The organism is Leifsonia sp. AK011 (assembly GCF_013410945.1).
GTDB lineage: Bacteria > Actinomycetota > Actinomycetes > Actinomycetales > Microbacteriaceae > Rhodoglobus.
In genome coordinates this window covers 2,618,164-2,634,434 of record NZ_JACCCH010000001.1, presented here as the reverse complement: position 1 = coordinate 2,634,434, position 16,271 = coordinate 2,618,164, and the positions used below count along the sequence as shown (strand labels likewise).

The window sequence follows — 16,271 nt, the reverse complement described above, 5'->3', positions numbered from 1 at the left end:
GAGGGGGCGCTAGGTCGGGTTGACCAGCCGCCAGAGGCGGTCGCGCGACATCGGCAACTCGTAGGGGCGGATGCCAAGAGCATCCCGTACCGCGTTGGCGAGGGCCGGCGCCACCGGGTTGTACGGCGCCTCGCTCATCGACTTGGCACCGAGCGGGCCGAGCTCGTCGAAGGTGTCGGCGAAGTACGTCTCGGTGAACGGCACATCCGCGTACTGGGGGATGTGGTAGTTCCGGAGCGCCGCCGTGGTCACGGTACCCGCGCCATCCAGGAGCACCTCCTCGTACAGCGACGACCCGATGGCCTGGGCGGTTCCGCCCTCGAGCTGGCCGCGGAGCTGTTCCGGATTGAGGACGGTCCCGGCATCCGCCGCCTGCACCGACTGGAGGATGCGCACCTCGCCGGTGGCAGGGTTCACGGCGACCCGGAAGCCGTGCACGTTGAACGCGACCGACCGTGGCGTGCCGTCGTTGTGGCCGCGTCCGATGAGCCCGGGCAGCGGGCCCGCCGAGGCGATCTGGTCGCGTAGGTTCACGGCCGCCGCGTACAGGGCCTTGCCCGCCACGACGACTCCCGCCGACCCGAAGGCTCCCGTGTCGTAACCGATGACGTCGGTGTCCGACTGCCTGATGTGGACCTGCTCGGCCGTCAGCCCCAACACGGATGCCACGAGCTGGGCGTGCACGGTGGTGGTGCCGTTGCCGAACTCGGCCGTGCCCACATGGATCTCGACGTCGCCGCCCTCGAGCAGGGTGACGGATGCTTCGGCAAAGTGCCCACGCGGTGGAAGCGTCGCGATCATCGACAGGGCCATACCCTGGCCGAGCGCCCATCCTTCCGGCGCTCGGAGTCCGCGACCGGAGGCCAGGGCCCCCTCGACGAGGTCGAGGCACTGGTCGAGGCCGTAGCTGTTCATCCCGAGGTCGGACTCCTCATCGGGGTCGGCGACGACCATGCGGTCGCCTGGCACGATCACGTTCCGGCGGCGCAGCTCGAACGGGTCGATCCCGAGTTCGCGCGCGAGCTCGTCCATCGCCGACTCGATCGCGAAGATCACCTGTCCGAGTCCGTACCCGCGGAACGCGCCCGACGGCAGGTTGTTCGTGTACACCGACTGCGCGTGGATGCGCTTATTCGCGCAGCGGTACACGCTCACCGACTCGTGCACCGAGTGGTACATCACGCCGATGCCATGGTTGCCGTACGCGCCGGTATCCATGAGCTGGTCAACGTCCATGGCGGTGAGCGTGCCGTCGGCGTCGGCCGCGAGCGTCACCCGCACGCGCATCGGGTGGCGGGGGGATGTCACAGTGAACTCCTGCTCGCGCGTGAGCTCCAGTTGCACGGCCCGCCCGGTCTTCAGCACCGCAAGGGTCACGAGGTCCTCCGTGAAGAGTTCCTGCTTGCCGCCGAAGCCGCCGCCGACCCGAGCGGTGAAGACCCGCACCCGGTCGCTCTCGAGCCCGAAGATGTGGCACAGCTCGTCGCGCACGAGGTACGGCACCTGGCTGGAGGTGCGCAGGGTGAGCCTGCCGTCCGAGTCGAGCCAGCCGCGCGTGGCGTGGGTCTCGAGCGCTGCGTGGTTGACCCGTGCGGTCTGCCAGGTTCCCGTGACGGATGCCGCGGCATCCCGAACCGCGGAGTCGACGTCGCCCGTCTCACCCGAGAACTCGGCGAGGGTGTTGCGGGATGCGTCGAAGACGCGCTGGTCGGTTCCCTTGCCGGGGTGCACGAGCGGGGCGCCGGGTTCCCGTGCCACGAGGGGGTCGAAGACGGCGGGAAGCTCCTCGTACTCGACGACGATCGCGGCAAGTGCCAGTTCGGCCTCGGCCGCCGACTCGGCAACGACCGCCGCGACGCGCTGTCCTCGGAAGCGCACGACGGTATCGAACACGAGTGTGTCGTCCGGGTCGTCGGTGCGATGCTCGTGGCGCCCGGTCGAGAAGAGGGTCGCGGGGGAGTCGCGATGATCGAGAACTGCGATCACGCCGGGCATCGCCAGCGCTGCCGTCGTGTCAATCGAGAGTATGCGCGCGTGGGCATATGGGCTCGGCAGCACGGCTATGTGGGCGAGTGCCGTTGTCGTGAAGTCGAGAGTGTAGGGCTCGCGGCCCGTCACCACGCGGCGCGCAGCGGGCGCTGCGACCGAGCGGCCCGTGGCATCCCCGGCGGGCGCGACCTCGGTGTTGGCGGTGCCGCAGATGGCGTCACGGATGCTGCGATACCCCGTGCAGCGGCATAGGTTGCCCTTGAGCAGCCGGGGCAGCTCCGCCTCGTCGACCGGGCCCTCAGACGTGATGGCGGATGCCGTGACCACCATGCCCGCCGTGCAGAACCCGCATTGGAACCCGCCCGCGTTGACGAAGCTCTCCTGCGCGGGATGCAGGTGGTCGGGGTCGCCGAGGCCCGCCACAGTCGTGACGCTCGCGCCCTCAAGACGCTGGGCCGGGTAGATGCAGGAGTGGATGGCACTGCCGTCGAGCAGCACGGTGCAGGCGCCGCAGTCCCCGGCGTCGCATCCCTTCTTCACCTCGTAGTGCTCGAGATCGCGCAGCAGCGTGCGGAGTACCTGCCCGGGGCGCGGCGTGGCGTCGACGGGCTCACCGTTCACGAAGAACTTCAAGACAGCTCCTCCCTGAGTTCTTCGGCGAAGCGCAGACTCATCGCGCGGCGCCAGTCAGGGGAACCGTGAGCGTCGTCGTACCAGTCGTCTATGCCGTCGACGGCATGCGCGAGTGTCTCGGCGTCGGGCAGAGACTCGAATCGCAGGACGTAGGGCTTCGGGGTTCCACCAGTCACGGTCACGATCATTTCTCCGGAGGGCTCCACGCGCGCCGTCACGAGCGTCCCAGTCCTCCCCAGTGGCGACAAGGCAATGCGCCGGAACCCCTGCCGTGAGTTGAGTGCATGCTCCGGAAAAACGATCGACCGGAGCACCTCGTCTGGCCTGAGCGCGGTGTGCTGCACGCCGAGCACGAACTCGGAGGCGGGCATCCGTCGCTCGGAGTCTGCCGACCACAGCACGACCTCAGCGTCCAGCGCGACGGCGAGGGAGGTCATGGGCCCGGCGGGCAACGCGGTGGCGATGTTGCCGCCCACGGTGGCGACGTGCTGGATCTTCCACGAGGCGAGCAGGGAGTCGGCGCAGAGCTGGAAGAGCGGCGAGTCAGGGAGCTCGCGCAGTGCCTCGATCGTGCAGGTCGCGGCGATCTCAAGGGCGTTATCCGTGCGAACGACGGGTTGCCACTCGAGTCCCATGAGGTCGACGACACCTGACACCTCGGGCTGCGGCTCCGAGAATAGCCACGTGCCGCCGCCGATCGCCCGTTCGCCGGGCGCGAGCGCGAGATCACTCCGGGTGGTGGCCACCCGGTACTCGCGAACGCCGACCAGATCCATTGTTCATGCAGTCAACATGATTCGTGTGTCGCGCGCATTACGGGCGCGCCCAACCCCCGCGAAAAGCCACTTATCGAGCCGTTCGTCGCGAAAACCCTCAGAAAGTGGCTTCTCGCGGGGGTTGGAGGGCGGCTACCCGACCTCCAGCGCGGTCACGCCGCGCAGGTCCACCCGCAGCCGTTCGCCCGTGCGCACGAGGGTCATGAGCACGTCACCGCACACGTGGCAGCGCACGCACCAGCCGGGCGCGGCATCCCACACCTCGGCCTCCGCGAGCACGGAGACGTCCCCGCAGTGCGCGCAACGGCCGGTCGCGGTGGTCATGTCGTCGCGGAAGAGCTCCGAGAGCGGACCAGCGAGAACGTTGCCGTCGAGGTGTGTCATCCGCCGAACCTCTCCGTCTTGATCGTGTCGGCCGGGTAGCCGAGTTCCACGAGCCAGGTCGCCACGGCCTCGACAAAGGCCGTCGGGCCGCACACGAAGATCGCCGGACTCTCGGACGCCGGGATGACGGATGCCGCGAGCACATCCTTCGTCAGCCGCCCTGGCGCCACGGGCCACCCCTCGGGCACCGCCCTGGTGTACACGTACGTCGTCGACAACGTCGGACCCTCCGAGGCCGCGAGCTCCTCCCGGTAGAACGCGTCACCGGGGGAGCGCACTGAGTACAGCAGCCTGAACGGAGCCGCGGAGCCCGAGTCGGCGTGCGACCGGACCATCGCAACGAGGGGCACGATGCCCGAGCCGCCGCCGATGAGCTGCACCGGGCCCGTCTGCTCCGGTTTCCAGACGAACCAGCCACCGAGGGGGCCGCGCAGTTCGAGCATGTCGCCGGGCAGGAGGTCGTCGACCAAATACGGGGACACCTCCCCGGTGGGGATCTTGTCGACCGCGAGTTCCACCATCTCGGACGGGCCAGCGGAGGCGATCGAGTAGGAACGCACAGCCTGGTAACCGTCAGGGGCGGTGAGCCGAACATCCACGTGTTGGCCGGCGATATTGCCCGGCCACCCGGGCAGGGACACGACGATGCTGCGCCCACTGGGCGTCTGCGTCTGAACCGTCGCGACCGTACCCACGAGCCACTTGCCTACCAATACCGTTCTTCCTGCCATGGGTCGCCGTACATGTGGTACCCGTTCTGCTCCCAGAACCCGGGCTCGTCCTGCGGCAGCATCTCGAGGCCACGGATCCACTTGGCGCTCTTCCAGAAGTACAGGTGCGGCACGAGCAGGCGCGCGGGCCCGCCGTGCTCGGGGTCGAGCGGCTCACCATCGAACTCGAACGCGATCCACGCCTTGCCGTCGAGCAAATCGGCGAGCGGAACGTTGGTCGTGTACCCGCCGTAGGAGTGCGCCATCGTGTACTCGTACGACGTGTCGACCTCCTCGAAGAGGGTGTCGAGCGAGACGCCGCGCCAGCTGGTGCCGAGCTTTGACCAGCGGGTCACACAGTGGATGTCGGTGCCGACTTCGTCGATCTTGAGGGCCATCAGCTGGTCCCACGTCCACGCGTAGCGCTTGCCCAGCTCGTTCGTGATCGTGAACTGCCAGTCGGCGGTGTCGATCTCAGGCGTCGGTCCTGCCGACAGCACAGGGAAGTCCTCGGTGAGGTACTGGCCCGGCGGAAGGTCGGGGTTGTTGTCCCGGCCCCGCCCGGAGAATCCTCGCGTAAAGATGCTCATGGTTCAGAGTATCCAGAACCCGTTCTAGGGTGAAGAGATGACTCGCCTCGGTTTGGGCCTACCGACGATCCGTCGTGCGCCCACCGAGCGCCCGGACACGACGGGGCGACCGGATGCCACGGGCCTCCTTGATCGCTTCGGACGCGTCGCCCGCGACCTCCGTATCTCCCTCACCGAGAAGTGTTCTCTCCGCTGCACGTATTGCATGCCGGCAGAGGGGCTGCCGGCCATCGCACGCGAGGACCTGCTCACCCCAGTCGAGATCGCCCGGCTCGTGCAGGTCGCGGTTCGCGACCTGGGGGTGCGTGACATCCGCTTCACCGGGGGAGAGCCGCTCATGCGTGCCGACCTCGAGGAGATCATTGCCCGGTCCACGGAGGTGGCCGAGGGGGCGAGCGTCTCGATGACGACCAACGGCATCGGGCTGGATAAGCGGATCGGCGGGCTCGTCGCCGCCGGGCTCACGCGCCTCAACGTGTCCCTCGATACTGTCGACCGCGACCACTTCGCGCGCCTCACCCGCCGCGATCGTCTCGCGGCCGTGCTCGCGGGCATCGAGGCCGCCAAGCTCGCGGGCATCGCGCCGCTCAAGATCAACGCCGTGCTCATGCGCGATACGCTCGGCGGCGCTGTCGACCTGCTCGCCTGGTCGCTCGACAACGGTGCGCGCCTGCGTTTCATCGAGCAGATGCCCCTCGACGCCGACGAGGCGTGGGCGCGCGACAACATGGTGGATGCCGCGGAGCTCCTCGATGTGCTCAGCTCCCGTTTCACCCTCAGCCAGCCGCATCGCGAAGACCCGTCCGCCCCGGCCGAGGAGTGGCTCGTCGACGGCGGACCGGCCACGGTCGGCATCATCGCGAGCGTGACGCGCAGCTTCTGCTCCGCGTGTGACCGCACCCGAGTGACCGCGGAGGGCACCGTTCGCTCGTGCCTCTTCGGCGACGACGAGACCGACCTTCGTGCGCTGCTGCGCGGCGGTGCCGACGACGCCGAGCTCGCCGACTGGTGGCGCGCAGCCATGTGGGGCAAGCAAGCCGGTCACGGCATGGAACGCTCCGACTTCGTGCGCCCAGTGCGCAGCATGGGGGCGATCGGTGGTTGACACTCGCTCCCTGAGGAGCACCGAAGGTGCGTCTCGAGGGTGGTCCCTGAGGAGCATCGAAGATGCGTCTCGAAGGGCACCCCGTGGTTGAGGTTCGCTACTTCGCGGCGGCACGGGACGCCGCGGGCGCGTCGTCCGAGCAGCTCGAGGGCCCCGCGACGGTCGGGCAGCTCAAGGCCCTGCTCGTCGAGCGTTACGGCGACGCGATGGCTCGGGTCGTGGCATCCGGCTCGTTCCTCGTCGACGGGGTCGTGAGCCGCGACGATGCGCGGCCTCTCGGTGCTCGGGTCGACGTGCTACCGCCCTTCGCCGGCGGCTGACGTTCCCACGGTGCGCGACAGGATGCCCAGGCACGCGAACGTCAGCGCGAGCTGCGCGATGCCCGTCGTGAGGTAGAGCGTGTGCAGGAACGAGTACACCGGCAGGAGAGCGACCTCCACGTAGATCCACAGCACCATACCGAAGCCCGCGACGGCGTTCGCGAGGTAGCCCCACGGTCTGCGGAGCAGCAGGAGCACGAACGCGAGGCCCTGGGTTCCGCCGACGACGATCAGCAGGATGACACCCGCCATCGGGTACGTGAAGCCCGTGCCCTCGAGCCACCAGTCGGCCATCCCGATCGCTCCCGGCGTCATGAGCCCGATGCCCCCGGCAAGCGCGGAGAGGGTGTTGAAGCCCGCAACGATGAGCAGAAGTATGCGCCAGAGTCGAGTCATGGCCTCAAGCTACGGTCGCATCGCCGCGGGCCACAGGGGCCAAGGTCCCTACAGCCCGACCCACTCCGTCACGCCGTCGGCGAGGTGCTGCCGCTTCCAGATCGGAACGCGCTGCTTGATGAGTTCCACAAGCTGCTCGCACGCCGCGAAGGCCTCCGCTCGGTGCGGTGCGGCAACGGATGCCACAAGCGCAACATCCCCGATCTGCAGCGAACCCGTCCTGTGGCCAGCGGCCACCCGTAGCCCGCTGGCGTTGCTCACCTCAGCGCAGCACGCGGCGAGGAACCCCTCAGCCTCGGGGTGCGCCTCGTACTCGAGTGCCGACACCGCTTCGCCGTGATCGTGGTTGCGCACGACTCCGCGGAACGTCACGACCGCGCCATCCGCCGAGGTCAGCACAAAGGCCTCGAAGGTGTCGGCATCGAGCGGCTCTGCGGTGACGACCGCGAGGGTGTCACTCATGTGCGCCGCCCCCCGCGACCTGGGCGACGACGTGCTCCAGGAGCTCGCCCAGCACGGCGAGACCGTCCTTGACGCCTCCGCTCGATCCGGGCAGGTTCACGATCACGGTGCCACCGGAGACCCCGGCGAGCCCACGGCTGAGTGCGGCGGTCGGCACGTGCTCGAGTCCGCGGGCGCGAATGGCCTCGGCGATGCCGGGGAGTTCGCGATCGAGCACCGCGCGCGTGGCCTCGGGGGTGGCATCCGTCGGGGAGACACCCGTGCCGCCGGTGGTGATCACGACGGCGGGGCCGGCGGCGAGCACCGTGTCGAGTTCGGTCGCGACATCCACGTCGGCGACGACGGTGTGGTTCACGGAGTAGCCGCGCTCGCCGAGCCACGCGGCGATGACGGGCCCGGTCGTGTCCTCGCGTGTTCCCGCTGCGCCACCGGTGGAGGCGACGATGACGGCGGCCGTGCCGGGAACGATCGTCGGGCGCGTTCGTCCGCCGGACTTCGAGAGGAGCCGGATGTCGCCGATCACCGAGTGCGGGTCGACGGCCTTCGTCATGTCGTGCAGGGTGAGCGCTGCGATCGAGACCGCGGTCAACGCCTCCATCTCGACCCCGGTCTTGCCGGTCGTCTTGGCGGTCGCGGTGATGTCGATCCAGTTCTCACCGAACTCGAAATCGACGCTCACCGAGCTCAGGGCGAGCTGGTGGCAGAGCGGGATGAGCTCGCTCGTCCGCTTGGCGCCGCCGATGCCGGCGAGGCGTGCGGTCGCGAGCACGTCCGCCTTCGGGAGGTCGTCGGATGCCACGAGCGCGATGACCTCGGGCGTCGAGGTGAACCGCCCGCCCGCGGTGGCGGTGCGCCGTGTGATCGCCTTGTCACCGACATCCACCATGCGGGCGCGTCCGTCGGAGTCGAGGTGGGTGAGTGCACTCGCTGAATGGCTGGTATTCACAGGGCCCATGTTTCCACGGACTCGCCCGCCGCGAGGGAGGTGATCTCCTCGGGGATGACCACGAGCAGGTCGGATGCTGCGAGCCCGGCTACGAGGTGGGAGCCCGGGCCGGCCACGATCTCCACCATGCCGGGCGCACCCGGATCGCCGGGAAGTGCCCGTCCGCGTAGGAACTGCCGCTTGCCGAGCACCGACCGGACCGGTGTAGCGAGCCAGCGTCGTTCGCGCACGGAGGCCGGAATGCCGGCGAGCTCGCGCAGCAGCGGTGCGAGGAACACCTCGAACGACAGCTGGGTGCTCACCGGGTTGCCCGGGAACGAGATCACCGGCACCCCCTCGAACACGGCCGTCGACTGCGGTCCGCCGGGCTGCATGGCCACGTGGCCGACGTGGGCCCCGCGCGGCTCGAGAAGGTCGCGCACGACCTCGAAGTCGCCGTGCGAGATGCCGCCGGACGTGATGATGACGTCGGCAACTCCGGCTGCCTCGTCGAGAGTCGCGAGGAGCGCGGCGGGGTCGTCAGGCACTCGTCGCGCGAGCGTCACAGTGGCCCCTGCGGCACGTGCCGCGGCGATGAGCGCGATGGCGTTCGAGTCGTAGATCTGGCCAGCACCGGCCTCCTCGCCGGGCTCGACGAGTTCTGCACCGGTGGTGACGATGGCGAGCCGGGCGACCCCGCGCACCTCGACCTCGGTGATGCCAGTGGCGGCGATCGCCGCGAGATGGCGGGCAGCAAGCGTGGTTCCGCCGGGCAGCAGCAGGTCGCCGGCGCGGATGTCAGAGCCCCTCTCCCGCACGAATTCCCCGGCAGCACGGCCCCGGGAGATCGTGACGGTGTCGTCACTAACCTCGGTGTCCTCGACGGGAACGACCGTGTCGGCGCCGTCCGGAACGGGGGCGCCCGTCATGATGCGCAGCGCCGTTGTCGGAGCGAGGGCGGGTGGGGTGCCGGCGGCGGCCGCGATGACACCCGCGACCGGGAGTGTGACGGGGGCGGCCGTGACATCCGCCGCCCGGACGGCGAAGCCGTCCATCTGGGAGTTGCGGAACAGCGGAAGGTCCACCGGGGACAGCAGGTCGTTCGCCGTGACCCGGCCGAGCGCCATGAGCAAGGGAAGGCGTTCAGGGGGGATGGCATCGAGCCGGGGCGCGACGAGCCCTCCAACGATCGCGGCGTGTTCGTCGACGGAGGTCGCCATCAGTACCTCGCCAGGCTCGGGTCGACGCGGCGGGCCCAGGTGTCGATGCCGCCCGAGAGGTGGCTCGCGCGGAAACCATGGTCAGCGAGGAGCTGCCGGGCGCTCGCGGAGCGGACGCCGTGGTGGCAGTAGACGACGATGGGGCGGGCCTGGTCGAGCGCGCCGAGTGATCCGGGAAGCTCGCCGAGAGGAATGAGCACCGACCCGGGAAGGCTCACGATCTCCGCCTCCCACGGCTCACGCACGTCGAGGAGGAGGAAGTCGTCGGTGCGCGATGCGAGATCCTCCGGGGTGATCGTGTCGGTTCCGCACAGGGCGTCGTAGTCGACGAGACGCGTGACGGGGGTGGCGAGCGGGTCGGGCAGGTAGTCCAGGGAGGAGAACTCGCCGGAGAGGCCGTCGAAGAGGGTGACCCGACCTCGGAGGGCCGTGCCGACCTCGCTCAGGATCTTGATGGCCTCCGTGGCCATGATCGAGCCGATCACCCCGACGACGGTCGGCAGCACGCCGCCCACCTCGCACGAGAGCACGGCTCCGGGAGGCGGTGGAGCGGGGAACAGATCGCGGTAGTTCGGGCCGGAGTCCGGCCAGGAGACGCTCGCCTGGCCTCCGTACTGCGACACGGAACCCCACACGAGAGGGATGCCGGTGACAAGAGCGGCATCGCAGGCCAGGTACCGCGTCGCGAAGTTGTCGGACCCGTCGATCACGAGGTCGTACTCCGCGAAGATCGCGAGCGCGTTGGCAGCGGTGAGTCGGTCGCGTCTGGCGATGACGATGGTCGTGGGGTTGAGGGCCGCGATCGTGTCGACCGCGGATTCGGTCTTCGAGCGGCCGACGTCCTCCATGCCGTGAATGTGCTGGCGGTGGAGGTTGCTGACCTCGACAGTGTCGTCGTCCACGATGCCGATCGTGCCGACACCGGCCCCGGCGAGGGCGGGAAGCACGGTGCTGCCGAGGCCTCCAGCCCCGATCACGAGCACTCGTGCCTCGCGGAGGCGTTGCTGCGCTGCGACGCCGAACCCGGGCAAGGCGACCTGACGGGAGTACCGGGCATCCATCTGAAGATTCTGCCACCCGAGCTCGCTGGTTGAGTAGGCCCGCGAAGCCCCCCTTCTCCGCTGGTTGAGTAGGCCCGCGAAGCGCCCCTTCTCTGCTGGTTGAGTAGGCCCGCGAAGCGGCCGTATCGAAACCCCACCAACTCCCAACCCCCAGCACACTGTTCACCCGACACGCACCCCCGTGATGCCCCTCGTTCACCGCGGCCCGCGAGTGTGGCGCCGTGCTCAGGACCCAGGTCACCGCGCTCCTGTCCCTCGCGATCGTCGCCGGGGGTGCTGCCGTCCCCGCGATGGCCGACAGTCCGCCGGAGTCGAGTCCCAGCATCCTCATCAACGAGCTCGCCAACGGAAGCAGTTCGTCCGACTCCGATGGCTTTGTCGAGCTGCGCAACTGGGGGAGTGACTCCGTCGACCTCACCGGGTGGCAGGTCTTCCGCTGCAGCGCGCAGGGCCTCCGCAGCAACGTGGGTCGCCAGGAGGCGGACCTCACCGGTGTCGTGCTGGCGCCTGGCCAGATCTTCACCATCTCGCGCGTCGGTATGCCGGGCGACGCCCACGTGACCGAACCGTATGCGGCGACCGGCTTCGGTATCTACCTCGAGGGTCCGGATGATCGTCTCGCCGACGCAGTCGGTGTCTACCCCAACGAGCCATGGCCGACGGAGTCCGAGTGCACGCACGGCAGCAACCTCGCGAACCGGCTCGACTTCGCGGCATCCGAGAGCTGGCAGCGGATCTCGGCCACGGGTGACCCGGCCAGGGACTTCATCGTCGCGCCCTCCACGATCACGAGTGCGAACCGCACGGAGCCCGTGGCGAGGGCCACGACCGGCATCGTGATCAGCGAGGTCGCCTCCGCTGGCCCTGCCTCGCCCGACGACGAGTTCATCGAACTGCTCAATGCCGGCACCCAGGTGGAGTCGCTCGATGGCTGGCAGATCTACCGCTGCACGGCGTACGGTCGCGCTACCCCCGAAACGCTGGAGGCCCGGATCGCCGCGGGCACGACGCTCGCACCGGGGGAACGCTGGGTCATCGGCGGTCACGGGTTCACCGGTGAGTCGCAGGCGACGCTTCGCAACCAGCTCGCCACTGTGACGTTCGGCGTCATGGTGCGAAGCGCGGAGGGTCTGCTGGTCGATCGGGTCGCGGCATCCCACCACGCGGACTCTGCCTGCCAGGACGGCGACGCCAAGCTGCCCGCGGTGCTCGACGCTGTTGCTGGCGAGTCGTATCAGCGCGTCGAGAGCAGCTTCATCGTTGCGCCGCGCACGCCGGGGGCGGAGAACGCGAGCGACGCGGCATCCGTCTACGCCCCCTTCGCCTACGAGACCCGCGGCGTCGCCGTGAGTGAACTCGCCAACGACCCAGCCGAGATGCCGACAGGTCACGACCAGCAGAACTACATCGAGCTCGCGAACTTCGGCACCGCCTCGGCGGACATCTCCGGCTGGACCATTCGTCGCTGCCAGTTCGATGGCACCCGGGCGCTTGACCTCCAGGCGACGATCCCGGAGGGCACGACACTCGCCCCCGGCGAGACGTGGCTCGCGGCGCGCGAGGGCACCACGGCTGCGGCGGCGGCCGACGCGACCTACGCCAACTCGCTCAACTTCCTCGGAACGGGCGTCTGGGTCGAGGATGCCACCGGCCACCGCGTCGACAGCGTCGGGGTGTACGCCACGAACGAGCTCGACTCGAGCAACGTCATTCCGAGCCCCTGCACCAAGGGAGCGGCGCTGACCGTCTACCAGCCCGATCGGATGCTCGGTGAGACGTTCCAGCGTGCGAGGTTCACCGGATCCGACTCCGATGACTTCCTGGTCGCACCCGCGACCCCGGGCGTGCTCGACGAGCTCCACTGGGTCGACCCCACGGCCCGCGTGGTCACGTCGGAGACGGCCGCTCTTCCGGAGTCGTTGCGCGCTCGCGCGGTCGTCACGAAGCAGCCGACGACGCAGGCGACCGTGGTCGAGGCATGGGGTGGCGTGAGTGATGGGCCGCTCGCCTCGCGCGTCGGGCAGGCGGAGGTGGCGCTCGACCCGGCGGCCCCGGGTGCAACGGCCGACTCCGCCTGGGGTCTCCCGTATCAGCGGCTCGTGCTCGACGCCTCGGCGCTGCGCGCGGGTTCGCTCGTCGGGTGGAACGGCAGCACCGTGGGCGGCGGTGAGGTGCAACTGAGCGTGTGGTCGGGCCGTGACTGGCGGCTTCTGGACGCCGGGGGAGCTGGACTGCTGTCGGGGGAGCTCGTGGCATCCGACATCGTCGATGGACGCGTGGAGCTGCTCATTCAGGACGGCCAGCGAGTTGCGCCCACGGTGACGACAGAGCGCGACGGGAACCTCGAGGATCCGGGTAACTACGACTTCGCGCTCACCCACATCACCGACACGCAATACCTGACCGAGAGCTACCCCGAGGTCTACGCGCAGCTCGCGAGCTGGCTCGCCGACAACGCGGCGGAGCGCAAGATCGCCTTCGCGGCCCACACGGGCGACCTCGTGCAGAACTGGGTGGACCCCGACCAGAACGAGCAGCGCGCCCGTACCGAGTTCGAGCGGGCGTCACGCGTGCAATCGATCCTGGATGACGCGGGCGTGCCCAACAGCGTTCTGCCCGGCAACCACGACAACAAGCGCGGCGTGACCAACGACCTCTTCAACGAGTACTTCCCGCCGTCGCGCTACGAGGGCACCCCCTGGTACGGCGGTTCGATCGCTCCGGGCGACAACAGTGCGAACTTCTCCACGTTCGAGGCTGCCGGGGCCAGGTTCCTCGTGCTGAGCCTGCCGTACGCCTACGGCGAGGATGACCTCGCTTTCGCCGAACAGGTGGTGACGAGTCATCCCGACCACAACGTCGTGATCGCCGCCCACGAGCACGTGAGCCCGAAGACGCTCGAGCAGCCGGCGCTGCGGTCATCGAACTCGCGCTGGGTGTCGCGGGCGAGCGAACTGTGGGAGCGCGTGATCGCGCCGAACCGCAACGTGGTTGTCGTGCTCTCGGGTCACTTCCACGGCATCGGGCAGATCGTCACCGAGAACGCCGGGGGCATCGAAGGTCACACGGTGACGGAGCTACTCGCGGACTACCAGGAGTTCCGCACCCACAGCGGTGAGCGGGCGACGGGCTTTTTCCGGATGCTGCAGGTGGACATCGATGGGGGAGCTATCGCGGTCGACACACGCTCGGTTCGGCTCGCCGCGAGCTACAGCTCCGAGTACGACTACCGCCAGTTCGTGCCGGAGAACGGGTCCGTGAATGCGCCGACCAACGCGCGACCCTGGAACGTCGTCGACGCGGGGCTGCAGCACCGTTACACCGAGGAGGACGACGAGTTCACCGCGCGGCTGCGGCTGCAGCATCCGAAGCTCGTCGACACCGCCGCGGTGCTGGTGGGCTGAGCGCTGTGTCGTCGGTTGAGGAGCCGCAGCGCCAGCCCGGCGCTATCGAAACCCTGAGCTACTCCCGCGACCGGCGCAGTGCCTCGGCCTCCTCGGCCGGGTCCATGGGTGGCATCTCCTCGGTGAGCTGACGCGCGCGGTTCGGATGCCGCAACCCAGCCATGAACATCTGGCCGAGCGCGGTCCGACGGCCGTCGCCGTGGAGCTTGCCCTCCCATCCGTTGGCCTGGTGGAAGGCATCCGCGGTGTACAGGAGCGTGGATGCCACGAACCGCCGTCTCCACTCAGGTGCGACGAAAATCTGATGCACGAGGCCTCCACCCGGATACCACCGCACCGCTCCAGCCTGCTCGCCGTTGGGGACCCCGGCGGTGGCGAACGCATAGCGAGAGACGATCGTGCCGGGGGCGAAACGGTCGCCGCCGAAGGCCACCAGGTTCGTTGCGGGCTTGGGCGCTTTCGGTTCGTCGACCCACACGTACCAGAGCTCGGGCTGCTCGGGCAGCAGGTAGCGTCCGATGGTCACGCGCGCGAGTGCATCCGTCGCCTCTCCCACAGACCATGCTGCCTCGTGGTCGGGCACCGGACCACCCTCCCGGATGCTGCCGTCCTCCGCGGAGTCGTCGCCGAAGGCCGCGACGTCCCACAGCCCGGAGGGAAGTCGACCGCGCCGCACGTAGACGGCATTCCGAGCAGTTCTCATACTGATATTGTCGTGCCAACAGCAACGCTCGCTGTACGACTTCCCAGGGGGACAACACGTGAAGAAGACTCTGGCCGCCATTGGCGCCTCCGTTCTCGGCCTCGGCTCCGTCGCAGCGGGAGCGGCACTGCCCGCATCCGCCGCAAGCGGACCCACGGAAGGCGCGTGTGCCGATATCCAGGACCAGATCGAAGCGACCGGCAACATCACCGACAACTGGTTCCAGGACTGCGTTCCCCAGTACGGCATCGGCAAGGCCGAGTTCACGATCGTGCCCGACGAGAACAACCCGTCGGAGGAGTTCCCCGAGGGCTTCGTCGATCTGACCGCTATCGAGGACCCGTCGCTCAGCGTCACCTCGACGCTCGACATGGCAGCGATCAGCCAGTACTTCGCGGGCATCGAGGCGCCCGATGTGGTGTCACCGATCTTCCCGCTGGAGATCGCGGACAGCACTCCTACCTCGCGGACCTACGCCTCGTCCGTTTTCGCCCCGATCACGTCGATCGGCCTGGCCACCGACGTTCCCGCCGCGGTCACCGCAGCATGCAGCCTCGACACCGCGGAGTATGACGGTGGCTGGGTCGCGACGTACGCTCCGATCGACACGACCTTCAGCCAGACGATCGACGGCAAGGCCTGGAACTACACGATCACCGGCACTCCGAAGCCCAGCTACTTCTTCGTCGGAACCGACACGAGCACGTTCTGCGTCACGGACGGCGAGTACACGCTCACCGACGAGGGCGAGGGCACCGGAGTCGTCCAGGCGCTCTTCGGCGGGGTGTTCACCTACATTCCCGGTTCCATCGATGAAAGCCTCACCGAGCTCCAGAGCCTCGGAGTCTTCAGCCGCGACGGACTTGTGCCGCCGCCCGCGCCTGCACCCGCTCCGGCACCCCAGCTCGCCGCGACCGGTGCGGATGCCGCATCCCTCGCCCCCGTCGGACTGCTTGCAGCCGGCGTGCTCGCCGCCGGTGGTGCTCTCGTGACACTCGGCGCGCGCCGCAAGCGTCGCAACGCGTAGTACTCACGAGCATCAACTGCCCCTCGTTCGCTTCGGCGTCGAGGGGCAGTTCTCGTTCGGGGAGTCGAAGGGGCCGCTCAGAGCGCGACGAACACCAGCAGCGCGATGAGCGCGAGCTGTGCGAGCAGTCGCGGCCAGAACGGGATCGCGGCTCGCCCGAAGCGCTCCGGGTGCCGCGCGGCGTACGCGTTCGCGGGGAACACCGCGATCAGGAACACGATGAGCGCGATCGCAGCCCAAGGGCGCAGAACTGGCACCAGGAGGCCGATGCCGCCGGCGATCTCGCAGAGCCCTGTGAATCGCACGAGGGTCTTGCCGCTCACACGCTCCTTGATCGCCGGGGGGATGATCGCCGACATCCCGCGTGCCACAGAGGGCACGAAATGCAGGATGCCCATGCCGACGAACATCACGGCGAGCAAGATCGCGACCACGAGTCGCAGGGTTTCGAGCATCCCCCATCGTCGCACTGGTCATGTCATGTGGCGCGAGGAGCCTCGGCGGGCGCAGTAAAGTGGCATTCGCGTTGTGCTCGGCGCCTGGTGCGTCGAGCCGCGCCGTTCCAG

The 16,271-nt window shown here is 68.9% G+C and carries 16 protein-coding genes; 4 read left to right on the top strand and 12 right to left on the bottom strand.

Going from position 1 to position 16,271, the window contains the following annotated elements:
- Positions 1-9: 9 nt before the first annotated feature.
- From HDC94_RS12825 to HDC94_RS12805, 5 genes are all read right to left on the bottom strand, one after another.
- Positions 10-2,622, bottom strand: a complete 2,613-nt coding sequence (locus HDC94_RS12825; RefSeq protein WP_179498158.1) for a molybdopterin cofactor-binding domain-containing protein — start codon at positions 2,620-2,622, stop codon at positions 10-12.
- Positions 2,619-3,398, bottom strand: a complete 780-nt coding sequence (locus tag HDC94_RS12820) for a xanthine dehydrogenase family protein subunit M (RefSeq protein ID WP_179498156.1) — start codon at positions 3,396-3,398, stop codon at positions 2,619-2,621. The genes HDC94_RS12825 and HDC94_RS12820 overlap by 4 nt, the downstream gene beginning before the upstream one ends.
- 132 nt (positions 3,399-3,530) lie before the next feature.
- Complete coding sequence (locus tag HDC94_RS12815; RefSeq protein ID WP_179498154.1) at positions 3,531-3,782, bottom strand: DUF6510 family protein; 252 nt, start codon at positions 3,780-3,782, stop codon at positions 3,531-3,533.
- On the bottom strand, positions 3,779-4,495 hold the full coding sequence (locus HDC94_RS12810; protein ID WP_257021664.1) for a ferredoxin reductase: 717 nt from the start codon (positions 4,493-4,495) through the stop codon (positions 3,779-3,781). Before HDC94_RS12810 ends, HDC94_RS12815 begins: the two co-directional genes overlap by 4 nt.
- Entirely contained in the window at positions 4,489-5,082 is a 594-nt protein-coding gene (locus tag HDC94_RS12805; protein ID WP_179498150.1) for a sulfite oxidase-like oxidoreductase, read from the bottom strand. Before HDC94_RS12805 ends, HDC94_RS12810 begins: the two co-directional genes overlap by 7 nt.
- 37 nt (positions 5,083-5,119) lie before the next feature.
- Here HDC94_RS12805 and moaA point away from each other — a divergent pair, with 37 nt between their 5' ends.
- Both moaA and HDC94_RS12795 read left to right on the top strand, forming a co-directional pair.
- Positions 5,120-6,187 (top strand): GTP 3',8-cyclase MoaA, encoded by a 1,068-nt coding sequence (moaA, locus tag HDC94_RS12800; RefSeq protein ID WP_179498149.1) that lies wholly within the window; start codon positions 5,120-5,122, stop codon positions 6,185-6,187.
- 62 nt (positions 6,188-6,249) lie between these two features.
- On the top strand, positions 6,250-6,507 hold the full coding sequence (locus HDC94_RS12795) for a MoaD/ThiS family protein (protein WP_179498148.1): 258 nt from the start codon (positions 6,250-6,252) through the stop codon (positions 6,505-6,507).
- Here the strand turns inward: HDC94_RS12795 and HDC94_RS12790 are convergent.
- Genes HDC94_RS12790 through HDC94_RS12770 form a run of 5 tightly spaced genes read right to left on the bottom strand, consistent with a single transcriptional unit; the run spans position 6,484 to position 10,571 of the window.
- Positions 6,484-6,903, bottom strand: coding sequence for a hypothetical protein (locus tag HDC94_RS12790; RefSeq protein ID WP_179498147.1), 420 nt, complete (start codon positions 6,901-6,903; stop codon positions 6,484-6,486). The two genes, HDC94_RS12795 and HDC94_RS12790, sit on opposite strands and share 24 nt — an antisense overlap.
- A 48-nt stretch (positions 6,904-6,951) precedes the next feature.
- On the bottom strand, positions 6,952-7,365 hold the full coding sequence (locus HDC94_RS12785; RefSeq protein ID WP_179498146.1) for a molybdenum cofactor biosynthesis protein MoaE: 414 nt from the start codon (positions 7,363-7,365) through the stop codon (positions 6,952-6,954).
- Positions 7,358-8,311, bottom strand: a complete 954-nt coding sequence (moaCB, locus tag HDC94_RS12780) for a bifunctional molybdenum cofactor biosynthesis protein MoaC/MoaB (protein ID WP_308495726.1) — start codon at positions 8,309-8,311, stop codon at positions 7,358-7,360. The genes HDC94_RS12785 and moaCB overlap by 8 nt, the downstream gene beginning before the upstream one ends.
- Positions 8,308-9,510: a gephyrin-like molybdotransferase Glp gene (glp, locus tag HDC94_RS12775; RefSeq protein ID WP_179498144.1), complete on the bottom strand. Its 1,203-nt coding sequence runs from the start codon at positions 9,508-9,510 to the stop codon at positions 8,308-8,310. The genes moaCB and glp overlap by 4 nt, the downstream gene beginning before the upstream one ends.
- Positions 9,510-10,571: a ThiF family adenylyltransferase gene (locus tag HDC94_RS12770; RefSeq protein WP_179498142.1), complete on the bottom strand. Its 1,062-nt coding sequence runs from the start codon at positions 10,569-10,571 to the stop codon at positions 9,510-9,512. The genes glp and HDC94_RS12770 overlap by 1 nt, the downstream gene beginning before the upstream one ends.
- A gap of 221 nt (positions 10,572-10,792) precedes the next feature.
- On the opposite strand from HDC94_RS12770, the gene HDC94_RS12765 reads away from it, so the two are divergent.
- A complete protein-coding gene (locus HDC94_RS12765; RefSeq protein ID WP_179498140.1) occupies positions 10,793-13,975 on the top strand; it encodes a lamin tail domain-containing protein in 3,183 nt (1,060 codons plus the stop codon).
- Between the two features lie 58 nt (positions 13,976-14,033).
- Here HDC94_RS12765 and HDC94_RS12760 read toward each other — a convergent pair whose 3' ends face one another.
- Positions 14,034-14,678, bottom strand: coding sequence for a hypothetical protein (locus tag HDC94_RS12760; RefSeq protein ID WP_179498138.1), 645 nt, complete (start codon positions 14,676-14,678; stop codon positions 14,034-14,036).
- Positions 14,679-14,736: 58 nt separating this feature from the next.
- Here HDC94_RS12760 and HDC94_RS12755 point away from each other — a divergent pair, with 58 nt between their 5' ends.
- The gene (locus tag HDC94_RS12755) at positions 14,737-15,705 is read left to right on the top strand and encodes a hypothetical protein (protein WP_179498136.1); all 969 of its coding nucleotides are present in this window, start codon (positions 14,737-14,739) and stop codon (positions 15,703-15,705) included.
- Between the two features lie 77 nt (positions 15,706-15,782).
- On the opposite strand, the gene HDC94_RS12750 is transcribed toward HDC94_RS12755, so the two are convergent.
- Entirely contained in the window at positions 15,783-16,160 is a 378-nt protein-coding gene (locus HDC94_RS12750; RefSeq protein ID WP_179498134.1) for a DoxX family protein, read from the bottom strand.
- Positions 16,161-16,271 lie beyond the last annotated feature (111 nt).